General features: G+C 71.7%; 17 protein-coding genes, 1 tRNA gene and 3 pseudogenes. 6 read left to right on the top strand and 15 right to left on the bottom strand.

What is annotated here, in order from left to right; all coding sequences use genetic code 11:
- Window positions 1-19 precede the first annotated feature (19 nt).
- The 3 genes and pseudogenes from MOTC310_RS26070 to MOTC310_RS26055 form a co-directional block, all read left to right on the top strand.
- Entirely contained in the window at window positions 20-811 is a 792-nt protein-coding gene (locus MOTC310_RS26070) for a taurine ABC transporter ATP-binding protein (RefSeq protein WP_331303844.1), read from the top strand.
- A complete protein-coding gene (locus MOTC310_RS26065) occupies window positions 808-1650 on the top strand; it encodes an ABC transporter permease subunit (protein WP_331303843.1) in 843 nt (280 codons plus the stop codon). Before MOTC310_RS26070 ends, MOTC310_RS26065 begins: the two co-directional genes overlap by 4 nt.
- Window positions 1651-3025: 1375 nt before the next feature.
- A pseudogene (locus tag MOTC310_RS26055) lies at window positions 3026-3367 on the top strand (porin family protein); the annotation flags it as partial.
- A 76-nt stretch (window positions 3368-3443) separates the two neighbouring features.
- Here MOTC310_RS26055 and MOTC310_RS26050 read toward each other — a convergent pair.
- Together MOTC310_RS26050 and MOTC310_RS26045 are read right to left on the bottom strand one after the other, a co-directional pair.
- Window positions 3444-3518, bottom strand: a tRNA-Val gene (locus MOTC310_RS26050).
- Between the two features lie 46 nt (window positions 3519-3564).
- Window positions 3565-5676 (bottom strand): putative bifunctional diguanylate cyclase/phosphodiesterase, encoded by a 2112-nt coding sequence (locus tag MOTC310_RS26045; RefSeq protein ID WP_331303841.1) that lies wholly within the window; start codon window positions 5674-5676, stop codon window positions 3565-3567.
- A 244-nt stretch (window positions 5677-5920) separates the two neighbouring features.
- Here MOTC310_RS26045 and MOTC310_RS26040 point away from each other — a divergent pair, with 244 nt between their 5' ends.
- The gene (locus MOTC310_RS26040; protein WP_331303840.1) at window positions 5921-6277 is read left to right on the top strand and encodes a VOC family protein; all 357 of its coding nucleotides are present in this window, start codon (window positions 5921-5923) and stop codon (window positions 6275-6277) included.
- A 15-nt stretch (window positions 6278-6292) separates the two neighbouring features.
- Here the strand turns inward: MOTC310_RS26040 and MOTC310_RS26035 are convergent, their stop codons facing one another.
- On the bottom strand, window positions 6293-6589 hold the full coding sequence (locus MOTC310_RS26035) for a hypothetical protein (RefSeq protein WP_331303839.1): 297 nt from the start codon (window positions 6587-6589) through the stop codon (window positions 6293-6295).
- Between the two features lie 95 nt (window positions 6590-6684).
- On the opposite strand from MOTC310_RS26035, the gene MOTC310_RS26030 reads away from it, so the two are divergent.
- The gene (locus tag MOTC310_RS26030; protein ID WP_331303838.1) at window positions 6685-7101 is read left to right on the top strand and encodes a hypothetical protein; all 417 of its coding nucleotides are present in this window, start codon (window positions 6685-6687) and stop codon (window positions 7099-7101) included.
- A gap of 26 nt (window positions 7102-7127) precedes the next feature.
- Here the strand turns inward: MOTC310_RS26030 and MOTC310_RS26025 are convergent, their stop codons facing one another.
- From MOTC310_RS26025 to MOTC310_RS25970, 12 genes and pseudogenes are all read right to left on the bottom strand, one after another.
- Window positions 7128-7820: a response regulator transcription factor gene (locus MOTC310_RS26025; protein WP_331303837.1), complete on the bottom strand. Its 693-nt coding sequence runs from the start codon at window positions 7818-7820 to the stop codon at window positions 7128-7130.
- Window positions 7817-8338 (bottom strand): MxaH protein, encoded by a 522-nt coding sequence (locus tag MOTC310_RS26020; protein WP_331303836.1) that lies wholly within the window; start codon window positions 8336-8338, stop codon window positions 7817-7819. Before MOTC310_RS26020 ends, MOTC310_RS26025 begins: the two co-directional genes overlap by 4 nt.
- Window positions 8335-9156 (bottom strand): YncE family protein, encoded by an 822-nt coding sequence (locus tag MOTC310_RS26015; protein WP_331303835.1) that lies wholly within the window; start codon window positions 9154-9156, stop codon window positions 8335-8337. Before MOTC310_RS26015 ends, MOTC310_RS26020 begins: the two co-directional genes overlap by 4 nt.
- 8 nt (window positions 9157-9164) lie before the next feature.
- Window positions 9165-9719, bottom strand: coding sequence for an SRPBCC family protein (locus MOTC310_RS26010; RefSeq protein ID WP_331303834.1), 555 nt, complete (start codon window positions 9717-9719; stop codon window positions 9165-9167).
- 2 nt (window positions 9720-9721) lie between these two features.
- Window positions 9722-10801 (bottom strand): vWA domain-containing protein, encoded by a 1080-nt coding sequence (locus MOTC310_RS26005; RefSeq protein WP_331303833.1) that lies wholly within the window; start codon window positions 10799-10801, stop codon window positions 9722-9724.
- Window positions 10798-11226 (bottom strand): annotated as a pseudogene (locus tag MOTC310_RS26000) (MxaK protein); the annotation flags it as partial. The pseudogene MOTC310_RS26000 and the gene MOTC310_RS26005, both read right to left, overlap by 4 nt.
- Window positions 11199-11627 (bottom strand): annotated as a pseudogene (locus MOTC310_RS25995) (DUF58 domain-containing protein); the annotation flags it as partial. The pseudogenes MOTC310_RS25995 and MOTC310_RS26000, both read right to left, overlap by 28 nt.
- The gene (locus tag MOTC310_RS25990) at window positions 11624-12655 is read right to left on the bottom strand and encodes an AAA family ATPase (RefSeq protein WP_331303832.1); all 1032 of its coding nucleotides are present in this window, start codon (window positions 12653-12655) and stop codon (window positions 11624-11626) included. The gene MOTC310_RS25990 and the pseudogene MOTC310_RS25995, both read right to left, overlap by 4 nt.
- A gap of 163 nt (window positions 12656-12818) precedes the next feature.
- Window positions 12819-13109, bottom strand: a complete 291-nt coding sequence (locus MOTC310_RS25985; RefSeq protein WP_012321128.1) for a methanol dehydrogenase [cytochrome c] subunit — start codon at window positions 13107-13109, stop codon at window positions 12819-12821.
- Between the two features lie 87 nt (window positions 13110-13196).
- Window positions 13197-13784: a cytochrome c(L), periplasmic gene (gene moxG, locus MOTC310_RS25980; protein WP_012321129.1), complete on the bottom strand. Its 588-nt coding sequence runs from the start codon at window positions 13782-13784 to the stop codon at window positions 13197-13199.
- Between the two features lie 69 nt (window positions 13785-13853).
- Window positions 13854-14762 (bottom strand): methanol oxidation system protein MoxJ, encoded by a 909-nt coding sequence (moxJ, locus tag MOTC310_RS25975; RefSeq protein WP_331303831.1) that lies wholly within the window; start codon window positions 14760-14762, stop codon window positions 13854-13856.
- A gap of 164 nt (window positions 14763-14926) precedes the next feature.
- Complete coding sequence (locus tag MOTC310_RS25970) at window positions 14927-16810, bottom strand: methanol/ethanol family PQQ-dependent dehydrogenase (RefSeq protein WP_331289330.1); 1884 nt, start codon at window positions 16808-16810, stop codon at window positions 14927-14929.
- 368 nt (window positions 16811-17178) lie between these two features.
- Here MOTC310_RS25970 and MOTC310_RS25965 point away from each other — a divergent pair, with 368 nt between their 5' ends.
- Window positions 17179-17997: a trypsin-like serine peptidase gene (locus MOTC310_RS25965; RefSeq protein ID WP_331303830.1), complete on the top strand. Its 819-nt coding sequence runs from the start codon at window positions 17179-17181 to the stop codon at window positions 17995-17997.
- Window positions 17998-18030: the final 33 nt, after the last annotated feature.

Below are 18030 nucleotides of genomic sequence, written 5' to 3'. Positions count from 1 at the left end.
GGCGGCTTCGGAGGGCGGCATGATCGAGATCCGCAACGTCAGCGTCCATTACGGGGAGGGCGAGGCCGGCATCGTCGCCCTTTCGCAGGTGAACCTGACGATCCGGCCCGGTCAGTTCGTGGTCGCGCTCGGCGCTTCGGGCTGCGGCAAGACCACCCTGCTCTCGGCGATCGCAGGTTTCCTCGAACCGACCGACGGCAGCATCCTCCTCGACGGCGTGCCGATCCGGGGGCCGGGGGCCGACCGGGGCGTGGTGTTCCAGCGCCACGCCCTGATGCCCTGGCTGAGCGTGGCCGAGAACGTGGCGTTCGGCCCCAAGCTGCGCGGCGTCGCGCGCCCCGAGCGGCGCCGGATCGCCCAGGCGATGCTGGACCTCGTCGGGCTGGCCGAATCCGCCGACCGGAAAGTCTACGAACTCTCCGGCGGCATGCAGCAGCGGGTCGGCATCGCCCGGGCGCTGGCCGGCGACCCGCGCGCCCTGCTGATGGACGAGCCCCTGGGCGCCCTCGACGCGTTCACGCGCGAGCAGGTCCAGGAGCTGATCCTCCAGGTCTGGCACCGGACCGGCAAGATGGCCTTCTTCATCACCCACGACGTCGAGGAGGCGGTGTTCCTGGCCACGAAACTCCTGATCATGAGCCCGCGTCCGGGCCGCATCGTCGAGACGATCGACCTGCCGTTCTCGCGCGCGGTCGTGGACGGGCGGGAGGCCCGGGCGGTCAAATCGGATCCCGACTTCATCGCCGTGCGGGAGCGCGTGCTCGCGCGCATCCACCACCGGACCGATCCGGCGCTCGGGGGCTCCCGATGAGCGGCCTGCCCCTGGAGGCGGCGGCCGCTCCCGAACCACGGCAGGCCCGTCCCAAGCGCCCGGCCCGCCGCAGCGGCGCGCTGGTGCCGATCGTCAGCACCGCCACGGTGCTGGCCTGCCTCGGGCTCTGGGCGGTCGCGACCCATATCGGCTGGATCAAGCCGCTGTTCCTGCCGCCGCCGGAGGCAATCCTGTCGGCCCTCGGACAGGCCTGGAACGGCGATCTGGATGGCGCCCCCCTCGGCATCCATGTCCGCGATAGCCTGATGCGCGTCCTCGGGGCCTTCGGGCTCGCCACCATTCTCGGCATCCCGGCCGGGCTGGCCATGGGGACGAGCCGGATCGCCCGGGGCATCCTCGATCCGCTGATCGAGTTCTACCGGCCGCTGCCGCCGCTCGCCTACCTGCCGCTGATGATCATCTGGTTCGGGATCGGCGAATTGTCGAAGGTGCTGCTGATCGTCCTTGCCTGCTTCGCCCCGGTGGCGCTGGCGACCCGCTCCGGCGTGCTCTCGGCCTCCGCCGACCAGATCAACGCGGCGCGCGCCCTCGGGGCGAGCCGCGCGCAGGTCCTGCGCTACGTGGTGCTCCCGGCGGCCCTGCCGGAGATCCTGATCGGCCTGCGGATCGGCATGGGTGTGGGCTGGACCACCCTGGTGGCCGCCGAGATGGTGGCCGCCCAGGCCGGGCTCGGCCAGCTTGTCCTCAACGCCTCCAACTTCCTGCGCACCGACGTCGTGGTGATGGGGATCCTGCTGATCGGCCTGTTCGCGACCCTGTTCGAGGTCGGCCTGCGGCAGCTCGAGCGCGTGCTGGTGCCCTGGAAGGGGAAGGCCTGAGGGCAGCCGGGGCCCGCCCTGGCCCCCTCACGCGCCGCCGGCTGGACCTGTCGCGGCAGCGGAGGCGCCCCTATCGACGGCGGGACGCCCCAGTCCGCACGAGTGAGCCGCCCATGTCGAACGATCCCGAGAGCCCGACGCGCGGTCAGGCGCGCCTCCCCCGGGGAGCGCGCGACCTCCTCGCCGTCCTCGCGGGCCGCCACCTGATCGGCAACGCGCTGGTCGGCCCGGTGGACGGCGATGGCCTGACCGTCCTCGATCCCGCCACCGGGCTCGCCCTGGCCCAGGCGCCGGCGGCCGGCCCGGCGGATGTCGAGGCCGCGGTCGCGGCGGCCCGTGCCGCCGGCCGGGCCTGNGCCGGCCAACCGAGCCCGCAGCGCGGCGGCGACGAGCGTCGTGGTGCGCGTCAGGGCGTCCTCGAACGACAGGGCGATGGAGCCCCGGTAGTCCGAGCCGAGGCGGCCCGAAGCGACGACGGTGCCGCCTTCGCGGATGTCGAGGTGGGGGACGCTTCCGGCGAGCAGGCCCGCGAGCAGCCCGGCCTCGCCGGGGCCGCCGTCGTAGGCCACGCGCCAGACGGGGCACGGGGCGACCGCGTCGCCGCACAGGTCGAGCACGAGGTCCGGGGCAGCGGGGCGGGTCCAGGCCGCGAGATCCGCCGGCGGCACGGGCCGCGACCCGTTCGGCGCCAGCCGGAAGATCAGGGCCTCCAACCGGAACAGCAGATCGGCCTGTGGCGGCCAAGCTTCGGGACCGGGCGCGGTGTCGGCACTCACGGTCGCGATGCCGGGCAGGCCGGAGAGCCGGTTCAACAACGCGACGTGCCAGCGACGCGGGTTCGCGCCGTCGAGGCGAACTCTCACATGCATGGCGCCCCGGTTCCCATCGATCCGCCGGTCGAGACAGCGATCGTCGATCCCATCTATTTTCCCGGAGGTAACAGGAGTCATAACTTCGGAACGAGACCCGGAATGTGTGGGCAACAAGCGGCCTACCGGGTTTCGCGCGCCGAAATCCGGTCCCGAGGCAGCGAGGGATGGCCGGCACTTTGCCGGGTCGCGCAGGCCGGCAAAGCGCGGATCGGGCGGGATCGATCGAGACGGCCACGTACCCGTTCGGCGCCCCCGGGGCGCCGAGTGTGGCGCGCCCGTGACAGTCGGCGCCGACCGCGCCGGGCGATGCAACCAAAACGCCGTCGCGTTGTTGTCGCGCTCACCCGCGTAATGCGCGCTGTATTTCCGCCCTTCATCGCGTCTTGCAGGACGCTTTACTCTGGCATTTCCGCCCTTCGACAGGCGGTGTGACCATAAAACTACAGCCATTTTCCCCGGTGATCGGTAGCCACACGGTCAGATCACTCCTTCGGGGAACCGACATGACCAAGTTCCTGGCCTCGCTGGCCGCCTTCACGGCCCTCACCGGCGCCGCCTCGGCCGCCGACCTGCCGCGCCGCGCCGCCCCGCCGCCGGTGTTCACCCCCGTCCCGGTCTTCACCTGGACCGGCGCCTACTTCGGTATCAACGCCGGCTACGCCTTCGACGCCAGCGACCGCAACACCGGCAACACCTTCGCCGTCCCCTTCCCGTACGCCGCCCCCGGCACCGTCGCCTCCTTCCGCAACCGCAGCCAGGACGGCTTCTCCGGCGGTGGCCAGATCGGCTACAACTGGCAGATCACCCCCGGCTCCGGCCTCGTGATCGGCGTCGAGGCCGACGCAAACCGGTCTCAGGTTCGCTGAACCTGAGTAAACTCACTCACCGTCTGTAAAAACCATCGAACCTCAGGAGGTAAGATGGTGGGCGCGACAGGGATCGAACCTGTGACCCCTACCATGTCAAGGTAGTGCTCTCCCGCTGAGCTACGCGCCCGGGCCGGAGCCGTTCGAGCTCCGGTGGGCGGGGCCTATAGCGGCTGTCAGGCGACCGCCGTGTCCGGGCGGCCCGGCGCCACGAAGCCTTCGGGGGCACCGATCTGCCGGGCGAAGCGCTCGATCGGCTGCGGCTTGCTGATCAGGTAGCCCTGGGCCTCGTCGCACGCTTCCGCGGCCAGGAAGCGCATCTGCGCGTCCGTCTCGACGCCCTCCGCCACCACGCTCATGCCGAGGCTGCGGCCGAGACCCAGAACAGCCCGCACGATCACCGCCGCCTGCGAGCTGACCTCGACATGGCCCACGAACGACCGGTCGATCTTGATCTTGTCGAAGGGGAAAGCCTGCAGCGTCGCGAGCGACGAGTAGCCGGTGCCGAAATCGTCCATCGCGATGGACACGCCGAAGGCCTTCAGCCGGCGCAGGATGCCGAGTGCCCGCGCCATGTCGTTGATGATCAGGGTCTCGGTGATCTCGAGTTCGAGCCGCGTCGGCGCCAAGCCCGTCTCGGTGAGGATGGCCAGGACGCGCTCGGGCAGATCCGCCTGCTGGAACTGGCGCGGCGACAGGTTCACCGCCACCTTCAGCGGCTGCGCCCAGCGGGCCGCTTCCCGGCAGGCGGCCCGGAGCACCCACTCGCCCAGCGGCAGGATCAGCCCGCTCTCCTCCGCCAGGGGAATGAAGGCATTGGGCGGCACCAGACCGCGGGTCGGGTGCTCCCAGCGCACGAGCGCCTCGAACCCGAGCAGCCGGCCGGTGCCGGTACTCACCTGCGGTTGATAGTGCAGGATGAGCTCATCACCCTCGATGGCGTGGCGCAGATCGCGCTCCAGATCGCGCCGGGCCGCCTCGGCCTCGTCCATCGTCGGCTCGAACACCCGGTGGGTGTTCCCGCCCTCGGTCTTCGCCCGGTGGAGGGCGAGATCGGCGCGGCGGAACAGCGTCTCGCTGTCGAGGCCGTGGCCGGGCGCCCGCGCGATGCCGACGCTCAGGCCCACCTTCAGCCGCTGCTTGCCGAAGGGGATCGGCGCCTGGACGGCCGCGATCAGGCGCGCCGCCAAGGTCTCCGCGTGGCGGGGATCGTCCGCGTCGGCCACCAGCACGGCGAACTCGTCGCCGCCGAGGCGCGCCACCATGTCGTCGGACCGCAGCACCGCGCGGACGCGATGGGCCACCGCCCGGAGCAGGAAGTCCCCGGCCGCGTGCCCGAGGCTGTCGTTGACGGCCTTGAAGCGGTCGAGGTCGAGGCACAGCACCGCGCAGGCGCCGCCGTTGAGATGCATGTCGGCGAGCCGGATCTCCAGCCGCTCGTAGAACAGGGCGCGGTTGGGCAGGTCGGTGAGGCCGTCGTGGCGCGCCATGTGGGCGACCTGCCCCTCGGCCGCCTTGCGCGCGCTGATGTCGACCTGCGTGCCGATGAAGCGCAGCGCGCGGCCGTCGGCGGCGCGCGCCACGACCTTGCCGCGCGTCATCATCCAGGCCCAGGAGCCGTCCTTGCGGCGCATGCGATGCTCGCACGCGAAGGTCGGCGCCCGCCCGCTCAGGTGCTCGATCAGGGCGCGCTCGGCCGCGCCCGCATCCTCCGGGTGGAGCAGGGCTCGCCACGTATGGGCGTGGCTCGCAAGCTCGCCGGGCTCGTAGCCCAGCACGCCCCACCAGCGGTCGGAGGACCACGCCTCCCCGGTGGTGAGATCGCAGTCCCAGAGCCCGTCGCTGCCCGCATCCTGCGCCAGGGCGAGGCGCGTCTCGCTGACCTGCAGCGTCTCCTCGGCCCGCTTGCGCGCGGTGATGTCCGTGAAGGTCCGCACCGCCCCGCCGTCGGGCAGCGGCACGGTGCGGATCTCCAGCACGGTGCCGTTGGGGCGCTCGCGCTCGTAGGTGTGGGCGCGGCATTCCAGGCCGCTCACGGCCACCCAGCGCTGCAGGCTCTCGCTCGCCTTCCCGAACTCGCCCTGCGCGATCTGGTATTGCCGGACGGCCTCGAAGGTCGGGCGGGACCGCATCAGGGCCGGCGGCAGGTCGAGCAGCGCGAGGGCGCGGGCATTACAGAGTTGAACGACGCCCTCGGCGTCGATCATCATCAGCCCCTGGTCCATCGTGTCGAGGACAGTGTCCAGGAGCTTCGCCTTCTCCCGCCGTGCGACCGTCCCACTGTTCATACCCGCGGATCCCAATCGTCCGCCTGGGCGAACATTCTGCTGGACGGTGCGAGCTCCCACCGGCGCGGACATTACCATCGGGCAGCTTTCCGGATCCTTTCCGCAGGCTCTGAGTGCAATCGCTGCGTGCACTCCTTGCGACGGACCGGGAGATCCGGGGGCCCGGGCTCCCGACGCGCCGTCTCGGCCCTTGCCGGGCCGCGGCGGCGCCCTCTGATAGGCGGGGCGTAGCGGGGACCGGGCCATGGCCGTGAGGCGGACCGTCACCAACATCCGGGCGACGCAGGTCGAGGCGGCGCGGTCCTTCTACGCGGACGTGCTCGGGCTGGAGGTGGTCATGGATCACGGCTGGATCCTGACCTTCGCGGCCCCCGGGATGTCGGCGACGCCGCAGATCAGCGTGGCCAGCGCGGGCGGCTCGGGCACGCCGGTTCCCGACATCTCGGTCGCGGTCGACGACGTGGCGGAGGTCCTCGCCCGCGTGAGGCGGGCCGGCCTGCCCGTGCTGTACGGTCCGGCCCGGGAGCCCTGGGGCGTGGAGCGGTTCTACGTCCGCGACCCGTTCGACCGGCTGGTCAACATCGTCGCCCATCTGGCGTGAGGCCGGGCCGGCCGCTCACTCGGCCTCGTCCCGGACGAGGGAGATGCAGGTCCGCACCATCTCCTCGAGCCGCAGGTCCTTGGTGTCCCCGATATTGGCGGTCTCCTCCAGACAGCGCATGAAGTACGCCGCGTCCAGCTTGGGCGAGAGCGTGCGGAAGGCCCGGCCCATCCGGGTCGAGAAATCGATCTTGTCGGTCGCGCTCGCCCGCGGCCACAGCGACGCCTTGTCGTCCACGGTCAGGCGGGCGGCCCGCGCCGGCAGGGTCGCGCACGCCAGAGCCACTAAGACGATTATAAGCTTGGTCTGCATTGTAAATCTCCGATTCTGCGGCATAGAACTGCGTGACTCTGCGCAGCGGTGACGGTCGACGGACGCGCTGTTCCTGCGACAGGATGGGAGAAGCGATGCGCGCGGTCCGTCTTTCCGGCCTGGTCTCGGCCGGCCTCCTGGGTCTCCTGACGGCCCAGGCACACGCTCAGGTCCCGACGCAGCCTCAAGGGCAGCCCCAGGCCCAGCCCCCGATGCAGGCGCAGGACCCGGAGGCCGCCGATCCGCGGCGCAACCAAGCGGCGAAACTCGCGGGGCTCGCCGGGTTCGTGAACCTCGAATGCCCCGGCCTGCGGAGCGATCCCGCGCGCCTCAAGCAGACTGTCGAGGCCCTGGGCGTCGATCCCGCGAGCCTGGAGACCGGCGATCTGCACCTGACCGCCACCCGCTACATCGCGGCCTACCAGAAGGACGTCGCGGCGAACTGCCGGAAGGCCGAGGCGACGTTCGGGCCGCAGGGATCGATTCTTCCCGGCCTGATCGTGCCGCGGTAGCCCCGGCCCGCTGACGGCCATCGTCCTCACACCGGGCGCCCGTCCCGCGGCAGGGCGAAGCGCAGGAGGTCGGCGAGGCTGCCGGCACCGAGCTTCCGCTTCATGCCCGAGACGACGGCCGACACGCTCCGGAGGCTCATCGACAGGTTGTCGGCGATCGCCTCGTTGGACTTGCCTGTCCCCAGCAGCGACAGCACCTGAACCTCCCGCGCGCTCAGGCGCGCGAGGGGCGATTCCAGGAGCCCGGCATTCAGCATGGCGATCTGGGTCGCCACCTCGTGCGGCAGGTAGCTCTGCCCGGCCGAGACCGCCGCCAGCGCCTCGTGGAAGCGCGTTACCGCCGTGTCCTTCAGGACGAAGCCGTGCGCCCCGCCCTCGATGGCGCGGGCGACGATCACCGGGTCGTCGTGCATGCTGAAGGCGAGGATCCGGGTCGCCGGCTCGAGGGCCCGCACCCGGCGGATCAGCGACAGGCCCGACAGGCCCTGGTCGCGGAAGCCGAGATCGGTCACCACCAGCCCGGGCCGGTGGCGGTGGAAGGTGCGGTAGCCCGAGACCACGTCCGCGGCCTCGTGGACCGCCCGGACGCCGGCATCCTCGGCGAGGTGGCGGAAGCCGCGCCGCACAACCGGGTGGTCGTCGACGATCAGCACCGCGTCGAGGACGCGCGGACCGTCCCGCCCCGCCGGGCGGTCGGCCGAGGCCCGGGTGGCGGTCACGGCGCTCCCTCGAGAACCGGGTGCGGCGCGGCGAGGCGCGCCAGCGCGGCCGCATGGTCGGCCCCCTGCATCCGGGCGTTGTAGTAGTGCTGGCACATCTCACCGTAGAGGCTCTTGCGGCGGCCGCGCCCCGCCGCGACGCCGCCGAGACCGTCGAGGATCGCGCCGTAGCCCTCGCCGGTGCCGGCCTCGGCCAGCATCTGGCCGAGCTGGACGGTGCGGTTGGCGATCATGCGCGGGTCCTCGATGAAGCCGTCGCGGGCCCCTGCCAGCGCCGTCGCCATCGCGCGCACGCGGGGATCGTCGGCCGGCAGGGCCTTCCCGGCCTCGCGGCCGGCGAGCCAGCGGGCCGGGTCGGTCCCGTCGGTCGGCGCGAGCCAGGCCGGCAGGGTGCCCTCGGCGGTGGTGGCAACCACCGCGCCGGCCTCGTCCGCGCGCTCGTCCGACCCGCGGTCGCAGGCGCTGAGGGCCAGCAGGACCAGGCAGGACGCGATCCGGACGCGGCCGGCACCGCTCATCGCGCGGGTTCCCCGACGGCCAGGACCGTGCGCGGGCCCTCCGCCACCTTGATGCGCGCCGTCTCGCGCCACGTGGCGAGATCGATCACCGAGACGTCGTCCGAGAACCAGTTCGCCACGTAGGCAAGCGGACCGGCCACCGCGATGCCCTCCGGATAGGGCCCGACCGCCACGGTGGCGACGATCTCGAGCCTGGCCGCGTCGATCACCGTCACGGCGGCGGCGTGCTGGTTGGTGACCAGGATGCGGCTGCCGTCCCCGGTGACGGCGACGCCGTAGGGCATCCGGCCGGCCGGAACCGTGGCGCGGGCCCGCAAGGTCGCCGTGTCGATCACCGTGAGATCGCCGCTGCGCACGTTGGCGACGTAGAGGCTCGCCTCGTCCGGCGCGAGCGCCAGGGCGAAGGGCGCCTCGCCGGTCGGGACGACGGCCACGCGGGCCATCGTCCCGATGTCGATCACGCTGATCTGACGGCTCTCACGGTCGGCGACGTAGAGGCGCCCGCGCCGGTCGAGGACGAGATGGGCCGGGTCTCGGCCCACCGCGGCGGCGCCCTCGACGGCGCCGGTCGCCGCGGAGATCTTCAGGACGCGGTCGCCCGACCAGTCGCCGACGAACAGGCGCGCGCCGTCCGGGCTCGCCGCGAGGCCGAAGGCCTGCCCGGGGACGGGCAGGCTGCGGGGCGGCTCGCCGGGCGCGACGACNTCGCCCGCCGCGGACGCGGCGCCGGTCCCGGCGCCGGTCCCGGCGGCGGTCACGGCGGTGGTCCCGGCCGCGGTCGCGACCGCGAGCGTCGCGATCAGCCGGAAGGCGCGCATGCGGGGCCTCAATGGGTTGTCCGGCCCTCGACGGCCGCCTTCAGGCCCTTGAGCCCGTCCGCGAAGTAGCGGTTCATCGCCGTCCGCCCGGCCTCGTCGCTGAGGTTCTCCGGCGGCTCGTTGCCGGTGTCGCCCCGGTAGAAGCGGCCGATCCACGACACCTTGGAGCCGGTCCCGTCCGGGGTCACGGTGAGCGTCGCCGAGTAGGACGAGACCGGGAGCGCCTTCAGGTCCGGGTCGGACATCCGGTACGAGTAGGTCCGGCCGTCGGCCAGCCACTCGTCCAGCCCCTCGACCAGGGTGCCGCCGGCCTTGAGGGTCACCCGGCGGGTGGTGCCCTCGACGTTGCCGCCGCTGGCCTCGGCCTTGGCCACGTCGGGGTGCCAGCGCGCGATGCCGCCGAAATCGCCCACCACTGTCCAGACCGCCTCCGGGGGCGCCTGGATGGTGATCGACTGGTCGATCTTCTGCGGCGTCGGCCCGTGGGCCAGCGCCGCGCCGGCGAGGCCGACGACGGCGAGGGCCGGGGCGAGGGCCGGAAAGAGGGCGAGGGGCATCCGCATGGTCAGGTCCTGATCGCTCCGGTTGGAGCAGGGGTTGGAGCAGGGATTGGAGCAGAGTGGCCCGCGCGCCCGCGGAGCGCGCGAAGGGCGCGGGCGAGGGGCCCCGCCAAGAGGGCCAGGAGCGTCAGAGCCAGGGCCGCCGCCAGGAGGGCGGGCCGCGGGTCGAGGCGGCCGGGCAGCGGGCGCGGCGTCGCCGCGGCGCGCAGAGGGGCGGCGAGACCGCCCGGGCCGTCGAGATGGACGTAGCCGAGGCCGGTCTCGGCGGCGAGGCGCTTCAGGTAGGGCTCGCGGACCGACGAGAGGTGCTCGGTGCCGTGGGCGGCCTGGGCCCCGAAGGGGGCATTGCGCGGGTTGTAGCCCTCGCGGGATTCCGCGTCGGCCGGGGGCGGCCCGGAGCGGTTCTCCTGCTGGACGTCGCTCTCGCCGAGGAAACCCGTCTCGCGCCCGCGATCGTCGAAGCGCGGGATCGGCGACAGGCCGTAGCCGCCCGCGCCGACGATCAGCCCGCGCACCGCGCCGGGCCTGCCGTCGAAGGTCGGGCCGCCGGAGGCGGGCAGGGGCGGCGTCTCCTGGCCGTCGGTGAGGAACAGGAGGTCGGCGTCGATCTCCCTCGCCATGGCGATCGACCGGAACAGGCCGGCCGCGATGCGGCTGTCCCCCTCCCAGGCCATGCGCGGGTCGAGGGCCGCGATGGCGCCGTCCAGCGGCGCGAAGTCGGCGCAGACCTCGACCGGCGTGAACAGCAGGAACGGCCGCCGGTCGGTGAACAGGCCGAGCGCCACCCGCGAGCCGCAGGGGAGGTCGGGCAGTAGCGCCCGCAGCGCCGCCTTGACGGTCTCGAGCCGGCTCATCGACCCGCCGGCGGCGGGATAGTCGCGCACCGCCATGCTGCCGGTGATGTCGACCACCGCCAGCACCGACACGCCGGTGCGGGTAACCGGGATCGGCGGCGCGACCAGGGCCGCCAGCGTCAGCGCGAGGGCGGCCGCCAGGGCGCGGAACCGCCCGTCGCGCAGGTTGCGGGCGACGAGGGTGGGCAGGACCGAGGGCCGAACGGGGGGAAGGACGCGCCGCGGGCTCACGGGCCGCCCCGCGGCTGGCCGGGGATGTCGGTCCAGATCTTCTTCGGCTCGGCGCGGAGCTCGTCCCCGGTCTTGCGGTCGAATTCCGGGTAGTCGCGCACGAGGCGCGAGGCGACGTCGAGGTTGTACTTGGCGTCCCAGAACTCGGGCCGGGCCTGGAGGGCGCGGCGGTAATCCTGCCGCGCCAGCGTCACCTGGGGCGCGGCCTTGTCGAGGTCGCCCCGGCCGATCAGCGCGAAGGCCTGCCGCATCCGCGCGTTGCCGATGACGTACCGCGCCCGGGCCGCCTCCCGCACCGCGCCGGCTCGGTCGAGGGCGTCGAGGAGGGGTTCTGTCTCGCCCAGACGGTCCCGGGCGGCGAGGAAGCCGATCCGCGCCGCCAGGAGGGCCGGCCGCGCGTCCGGCTCGACCGGCCGGTCGCGGCCCCAGGCAGGGTGAGGTCGTCGCGCACGGTCTCGTCGCAGCCGATCAGGCCGAACCCGTCGCTGATCCGGGTCGCCGAGACGGCCAGAGCCCGGCAGAGATCGCCCGTGAGGCGCGCCCGGTCGGCCGTGCCGCGGAAGCCCATCGAGGCCGAGAGATCGACGAGGACCCAGGTCTCGACCGCGGTCCGCGCCTCGAAGCGGCGGACATGCACGCCCTCGAACGGGTCCCGCAGCGTCGCGCGCAGGTCGATGCGGCGCGCGTCCGGCAATTGCAGGAACGGCACCTGATCGCGGAACGGGCCGGAGCCGCCGGCGTCGCGCCCCCGGTGGAGGCCGGCCCGGCTGCCGCGCGGCCGCCAGCGCGGCAGGTAGACGATGTCGGCCGTGCGCGGGTCGCTCACGGCGCCGGCACCGTCTCGAACGCGGCCCGGCACAGGGCGGGCACGATCGCGCCGCGCTGCAATTCGTGGACGGGCTCGAGGAAGACGCGGTGGGCCATCACCTCGGTGAAGACCGCCCGCACGTCCTCGGGCACCAGCCAGTCGCGGCCCTCCAGCCACGCCCGCACCCGGGCGGCGCGCACCAGGAAGGCGACGCCGCGCGGCGAGGCGCCGCCCTGCACCAGGGTGGCGGTGTCGAGGCCCGGGAGCCGGATCCCGGCCTCCGCGGGGCGGACCAGCGCGTCCCAGAGGGCGACCACGTAGGCCTCGATCGACGGCTCCGCGCGGACGGCGTGCTGGATCGCGGCCGCGATGCCGCCGATCCGGGCGTGGTCGAGCACGCCCTCCGCGACCGCGCCGACGAGGGCGTCGGTGTCGTGGAAGCGCGGGTCGAAGACCAGGCTCCGGCGCACCGCCGCGTCCCGGGGCGCCTCCAGCCCGATCTCCATCAGGAAGCGGTCGCGGGCCGCGGCCGGGAGTTCGAAGGTCTCCTCGCGCTCGACGCGGTTGCGGTCGGCGAAGACCTGCAGGTTCGGGAACGCGTAGGTGCGGCCGAAGGCCTGGACGCTGCGCTCGGCCATCAGCCGGAGCAGCAGCGCGTGGACCTGCGGCCGCGCCCGGTTGATCTCGTTGAAGAAGAAAACCGAGAGATCCTCGGCCCGGGCCAGGACCGGGCCGGGATCGACCCGCGGGCGGCCGTCGGGGCCGAGATAGGTGTGGTAGATCAGGTCGGTCGGCATCATGTCGACCGTGCCCTCGACGCGCTCGTAGGCGCCGCCCAGCGCCCGGGCCACCGCCCGCAACAGGGTGGTCTTGCCGACGCCGACGTCGCCCTCGAGCATCACGTGGCCGCGGGCGAAGACCGCGATCGTCACGAGGCGGATCGCCCGCTCCTGCCCGACCATCGCCTTGGCGACCTCCGCCTCGAAGCGGGCCGCCGCCGCCCGCCAGTCGGTGAGCATCGTGTCTCCGGGACGGAGGGTGTTCATGAGGCGAGGCCTGCGGTGTCGAGCGGGGCGCCGGAACGGCGGCGCCGGGTAACGATGCGGCGTGTCGGTGCGGCGCGGTGCCGAGCGTCGCTGCGGGCCGGCGCCGCGGCGCGGGCCGGCCCCAGGACGGCCGGATCGATCGGCCGCGTTCAGTTGGCCGCGATCAATTCGAAGAGATCTTGGCGACGTCGTACTCGAACTTGCCGGTCTTCTTGGCGTTCTCGATCCGCTTCCTGTTGCGCTCCTCCATCTGCTTGATGGATTCGGCCTGCTTGCTGACCTCCTTCGGGTCGTGCTTGGGATCGTACTTGGTCCCGGCGACCTTCTCGGGGAAGCCGGGCTTCGGCTGCCAGCAATTGCCCGGCGCCTTGCAGGTCTGCCCGTCATAGGCGAGCGCCGGCACCGCGAAGGCCGCCCCCGCGATCAGCATCGCCGCCGTGATCACTGTGCGCATCGTTGATTCCTCCGTCTCTTCCTTCGGGCGGCCGGTCGGGCCGCTGGTTCGCCCCGTCTCCCGCGGGGCGCGACTTGCCGAGAACGTCTAGTCCAGCGGCTTGCACTGGCCGGGCACGTCCTTGGCGAAGGTCTCGCCCTCCTTGAAGGGCTTGTAAGTCTTCTTCTGCTCGTCGGTGAGCCACTCGGCATCCTTCACCGGCCCCGTGTAGAGATGCCGGATCCAGGCGATGACCTGCAGCATCTCGTCGGGATTGAGATCCTCGTTGTGCGGGCCCATCATGCCGTTGGCGCCGCCCCAGAGCGTCGAGAACAGGCCGACATCGGTCGTGTTCGCCGGGTAGGTCCAGTAATCGTCGTTGAGGCCGGGCCCGACCTTGCCCTCGCCGAGATGGCCGTGGCAGCCGGAGCACGAGGTCAGGAACAGGCTCTCGCCGTTCCGCAGGCAGGACTTGTCGTCGATGTAGAGATTCTTGCCGGTCTGGAAGAAGGTCTTGACCGCTTGCGTGTCCCGCCCGCCCGGCTTGCCCTCGGCCGTGTCCATCGCCTCGCCGGTGATGGTGTTGCGGAAGACGATGCCGGTCTGCGGGCCGGACTGGGGCTGGGCGCGGGCCGCGACGGGCATCGCCGCGGCGAGGGTGAGAAGGGCGACGCGGGCCGAACGTACGATGAGCATCTGTTGAGCGGGTCCTGATGTCCTGATCGATGGCCCGGGCGCGCCGGGCCGGTCTCGGGTGGGGCGGCCTCAGTTGGAGGCGACGACCGGCACCCCGTCCTGCTTGAGGATCGCCGCGATCGCCGGCCGGGCCTTCTCGATCCCGGCGTCGAGGGCCTTGCGCAGGGCCTCGTCGTCCTTGCGCACGCCCATCGACTGGTCGAAGACCTGCGCGACCTTGCGGCCGTCGCTGCCGACCGTGTCGGCCGGGACCAGCGTCATGCGCAGCGGCGTCGGGGACTCCTTGACGTAGCGGGCCACGTCCGGGCCGAAGGCGACGCCGACATCGGCCTTGTCGTTGGCGACCTCGCTGACGATGCGGGCCGGGTCGATCTGGGTGTACTGGTTGCGCGGTGAGCGGAAGTTCACCAGCGAGTAGAGGTAGGCCATGTCCTCCTCGTAGCGGCCGATATCCTTGAGCATCGCCTCGCCGGGTGAGCCGAACGGCACCACCATGTGGTCGAGAGTCTTGAGCCGCGGGTCGGACCAGGACTTCACGTCGAGATCCTTGTCGGCGCGGGTGATGAAGACGTAGCCGCTCCGGTAGTACGGCTTGGTGGTCAGCACCCGCGGGTCGTCGCTGTCGAGGCCGACGACCACGTCGCAGGTCCGCTTCTCCAGAGCGTCGCGGACGAGGTAGATCGCGGGCTTCGGGAGCCAGACGAAGACGGGCTTCTTGCCCATCGCCTCGGCGACGGCGGCGGCGACGCGGTTCTCGAGCCCGGAACCGTCCTTCATCGAGAGCGGCGGCTGCTTCTCGGAGGCGCAGATGCGCAGGGTCGCGGGGTCGGCCGGCGGGGCGGCCGGGGCCTTGCCGGGATCCGACTGGATGGCCTGGGCCTCGGATTCCTGGGCCGTCGCCGGCCCGGCGGCCAGGGCGGCGAGCGTCAGGACGGCGGCGAGGCGGGCCGCCAGGATGCGGGCGCGCGGGCGCGGCATGGACGTTGATCCCTGTTGTCGGAGCGTTTCTTGATGGCGTGTCCGGAGGGACGGGCGGGACGCCGGAGGGCCCCGCCCGTCGGGATCCGATCCCGAAGCCCCGCCGGCCGAGGGGCCGACGGGATGCCGGCGGCCGTCACTTGGCCGCCGTCACTTGGCCGCCGTCACTTGGCGGCGTGCTGCGCGTACTCGCCGACGTTCGGGTCGTCGTACGGGCCCTTGCCGTCCAGCGAGAACACCATCACGCCGCCGCCCATCTGGGTGTAGTTGGCGAGCTTCTTGAAGGCGCCCACCGCGCCGAGGCCGGCGGTCGGGTCGGCGAGGTCGAACACCAGGCCCACGCCCGGCCAGCCGCCGACGCCGTAGTAGATGGCGACGTACTGCGTGCCCTTGTGGGTGTAGGTGATCGGGTAGCCGATGGCGCCCGACGGCAGCTTGAACTTCCAGAGGAGGTCGCCGTTGTCGGAGTCGCGCGCCTTGATGAAGCCGTCCAGCGTCCCGTAGAGGACGAGGTCGCCGGCGGTGGCGGTGGTGCCGCCCCAGACCGCGAAGCGCTCCATCTTCTCCCAGTTGAACTTGCCGGTGATGGCGTTGTAGCTCTTGATCTGGCCGAGGCCCTCGTAGTTCTGCCGGTCACCCTTCGGACCCGGATACATGTTCAGCGTCGCACCGACGAAGAACTGACCCGCCCGGTAAGGCAGCATGAAGGGCTCCCAATCCATGCAGATGTGGTTGATGCCCATGTAGAAGGCTTGCCGCTTCGGATCGTAGGAATCGTGGCCCTGGTTGTGGTAGCCCATCGCCGAGGGACAGATGTCCTTGGCGAGGTGGTCCATCCGGGTGCCGTATTCCGGATCGCGCACCGGCGTGCCGGTCTTCAGGTCCACCGACTTGAACACGTTGACGGTGTCGTCGATCTTGTTGGCCGAGACCAGCGTGCCGTCCGTCCGGTCGAGGGTGTAGACGATGCCGTTGCGGTCCGGGTGGGTGAGGAGCTTCCTCATCTTCCCGTCCTTGTCCTTCTGGTCGGACAGCATCATCACGTTGACGCCGGCATAGTCCCACTCGTCGTGGGGGGTCTTCTGGTAGCCGAACTTCGCCTCGCCGGTGTCGGCGTCGCGGCCGAAGATCGTCATCGTCCACTTGTTGTCGCCGGGACGCATGGTCTCGTTCCACGGCGCCGGGTTGCCGGTGCCGAAGTAGATCAGGTTGGTGCCCGGATCGTAGGCGTACCAGCCCCAGTTGGTGCCGCCGCCGATCTTCCAGGCGTCGCCCTCCCATGTGGAGGTGCCGAGGCCCTTCTGGCCGTAATGGGCGTTGTGGATGTTGAAGTCCTTGGCGAGAAGCAGGTCCTCGTCCGGGCCGGTGGCGTAGGCGCGCCAGACCTGCGCGCCGGTCTTGACGTCGTAGGCGGTCAGGTAGCCGCGCACGCCGAGCTCGGCGCCCGAGGAGCCGATGATCACCTTGTCCTTCACCACGTAGGGGGCGATCGTGAGGGTCGAGCCGACCTTGATGTCGGAGTTCTCGACCTTCCACACCGTCTCGCCGGTCTGGGCGTTGAGGGCGGCGACGTTGCCGTCGAGCTGGGTCTTGAGGATCAGCGCCGGGGTCTTGCCGTCGCCGGGCCAGTAGGCGAGGCCGCGGTTGACGAGGTCGCAGCAGGCCACCGAGCGCGCGGCCGGGTTCTGCTTGGGCTTGTCCTGCCACAGGATCTTGCCCGGATCGTCGAGGCCGAGGGCGAAGGTGTTGTTGGGGAACGAGGTGTGGATGTACATCACGCCGTCGACGACGAGCGGCGCGCCCTCGTGGCCGTTGAGCAGGCCGGTCGAGAACGTCCACGCCGGCTTGAGCTGCTTGACGTTGCTCTTGTTGATCTGCGTCAGGTCGCTGTAATTGTTCGAGTCGTAGTTCTTACCGGGCATCACCCAGTTCTCGTCGCTCTTCGATTTCTCGACGAGCTTGTCGTTGGCCTGGGCCGCGCCCGCCAGGGCGACCGGCGCGAGCGCCATGATCGCCAATGCCGAGACGGAATTCCGGAGCCTGATCATCCTGCGTCTCCTCGCCGGACTGCCACGCCGTTTGGCCTCGCAGTCATCGTGGTGTTCATTCGATGGCGACACGATCTTCAACGACAAACCCGCTTCCTGCACCGCGATGTTCCGGATTTCTCCAGTATTCATCAAGCTTATGAAAGACTTATTRTCGTTGTGCGCCACTCGATTATTCGCACGGCTTGTAATGCGTGTCTTTGCAAAACGAAACATTTCTTTTCGGGAAGATCCGGCAATACGGCATCGGATATCTGGTAAGATCAGGCGGGTCTTGACCGAAGGCGGATGTCCATCCCAGACAAGCAGGAACGACAGGCGGGCGAGCGGGCACGGGGCCGCCCACCGACCCGCCCCGGGAGGACGCGATGGGTCATGTCACGGGCGGCGCGGCCCGCTCTCTGGCGCTGGCCGCCTGCCTCGTGACGGCGGCTCCGGCGGGCGAGACCGGCGGAGGACGGCGCCTCGCCGCGCTCTACCTGCAGGACGGGCGGCGCGAGCTGACCGGGGCGGATCTGGAGCGCTTCCCCGGCGCCGGCGTGCTGTGGTGCCGCCGCCCGGACGGAATCCCCCAGAAGGCGGCCGCCGCCTGGCTGATCGGGAATCCTTCCCTCGTGCTGATGAACGCGCACAATTTCCGCAATCGCCAGCTGGAAGTCACCCGCACCGTCGCCGACTGCTACTTCCAGATCGCCGGCCGGAACTACGCCTTCGCGCCCGACGTCCTGGAACTCGGCGTCGAGCCGGAGGCGCGGCGGCTGCACATCACCGACGACTGGGCGCTGCTGCGCCTCGCCGAGCCGGCCGCGGCGCGGCCGCAGCCGATCCCGGACCCGCCGACCCTTCCGACCGGCGACCTGACGCTCCCGGTGACGATGGTCTCGCCGGCCGGGCACGAGAATTATCGGGGGCAGAGCAGCCGGGAAGCCTGCGCCGTCCGTCGGATCGATCCGCCGAGCGAGGGCGCGATCCGCCGCGCCCGCCACGATTGCAACGACGGCTACGGCGGATCGGGCTCGGGCCTGTTCGACGCGGAGGGCCGTCTCATCGCGATGCAGAGCGCGTCGCTCTCGATGAACCAGCGCCACGCCTTCGACATCGAGTTCCACTACGGCTCGGCCCTGCTGATCGAGGGTCGGCTCCGCGAGGCCCTCGAGGCTCAGGCCCGCGAGACCCGGGACCGCTAGTGCGGGCGCCCGCCGCGTTTCCGCGGGGATCCC

Source organism: Methylobacterium oryzae (assembly GCF_036441375.1).
GTDB lineage: Bacteria > Pseudomonadota > Alphaproteobacteria > Rhizobiales > Beijerinckiaceae > Methylobacterium > Methylobacterium oryzae_A.
Note: the sequence above shows the minus strand (reverse complement) of the source record. Positions and strands in the feature narration are given on the sequence as shown.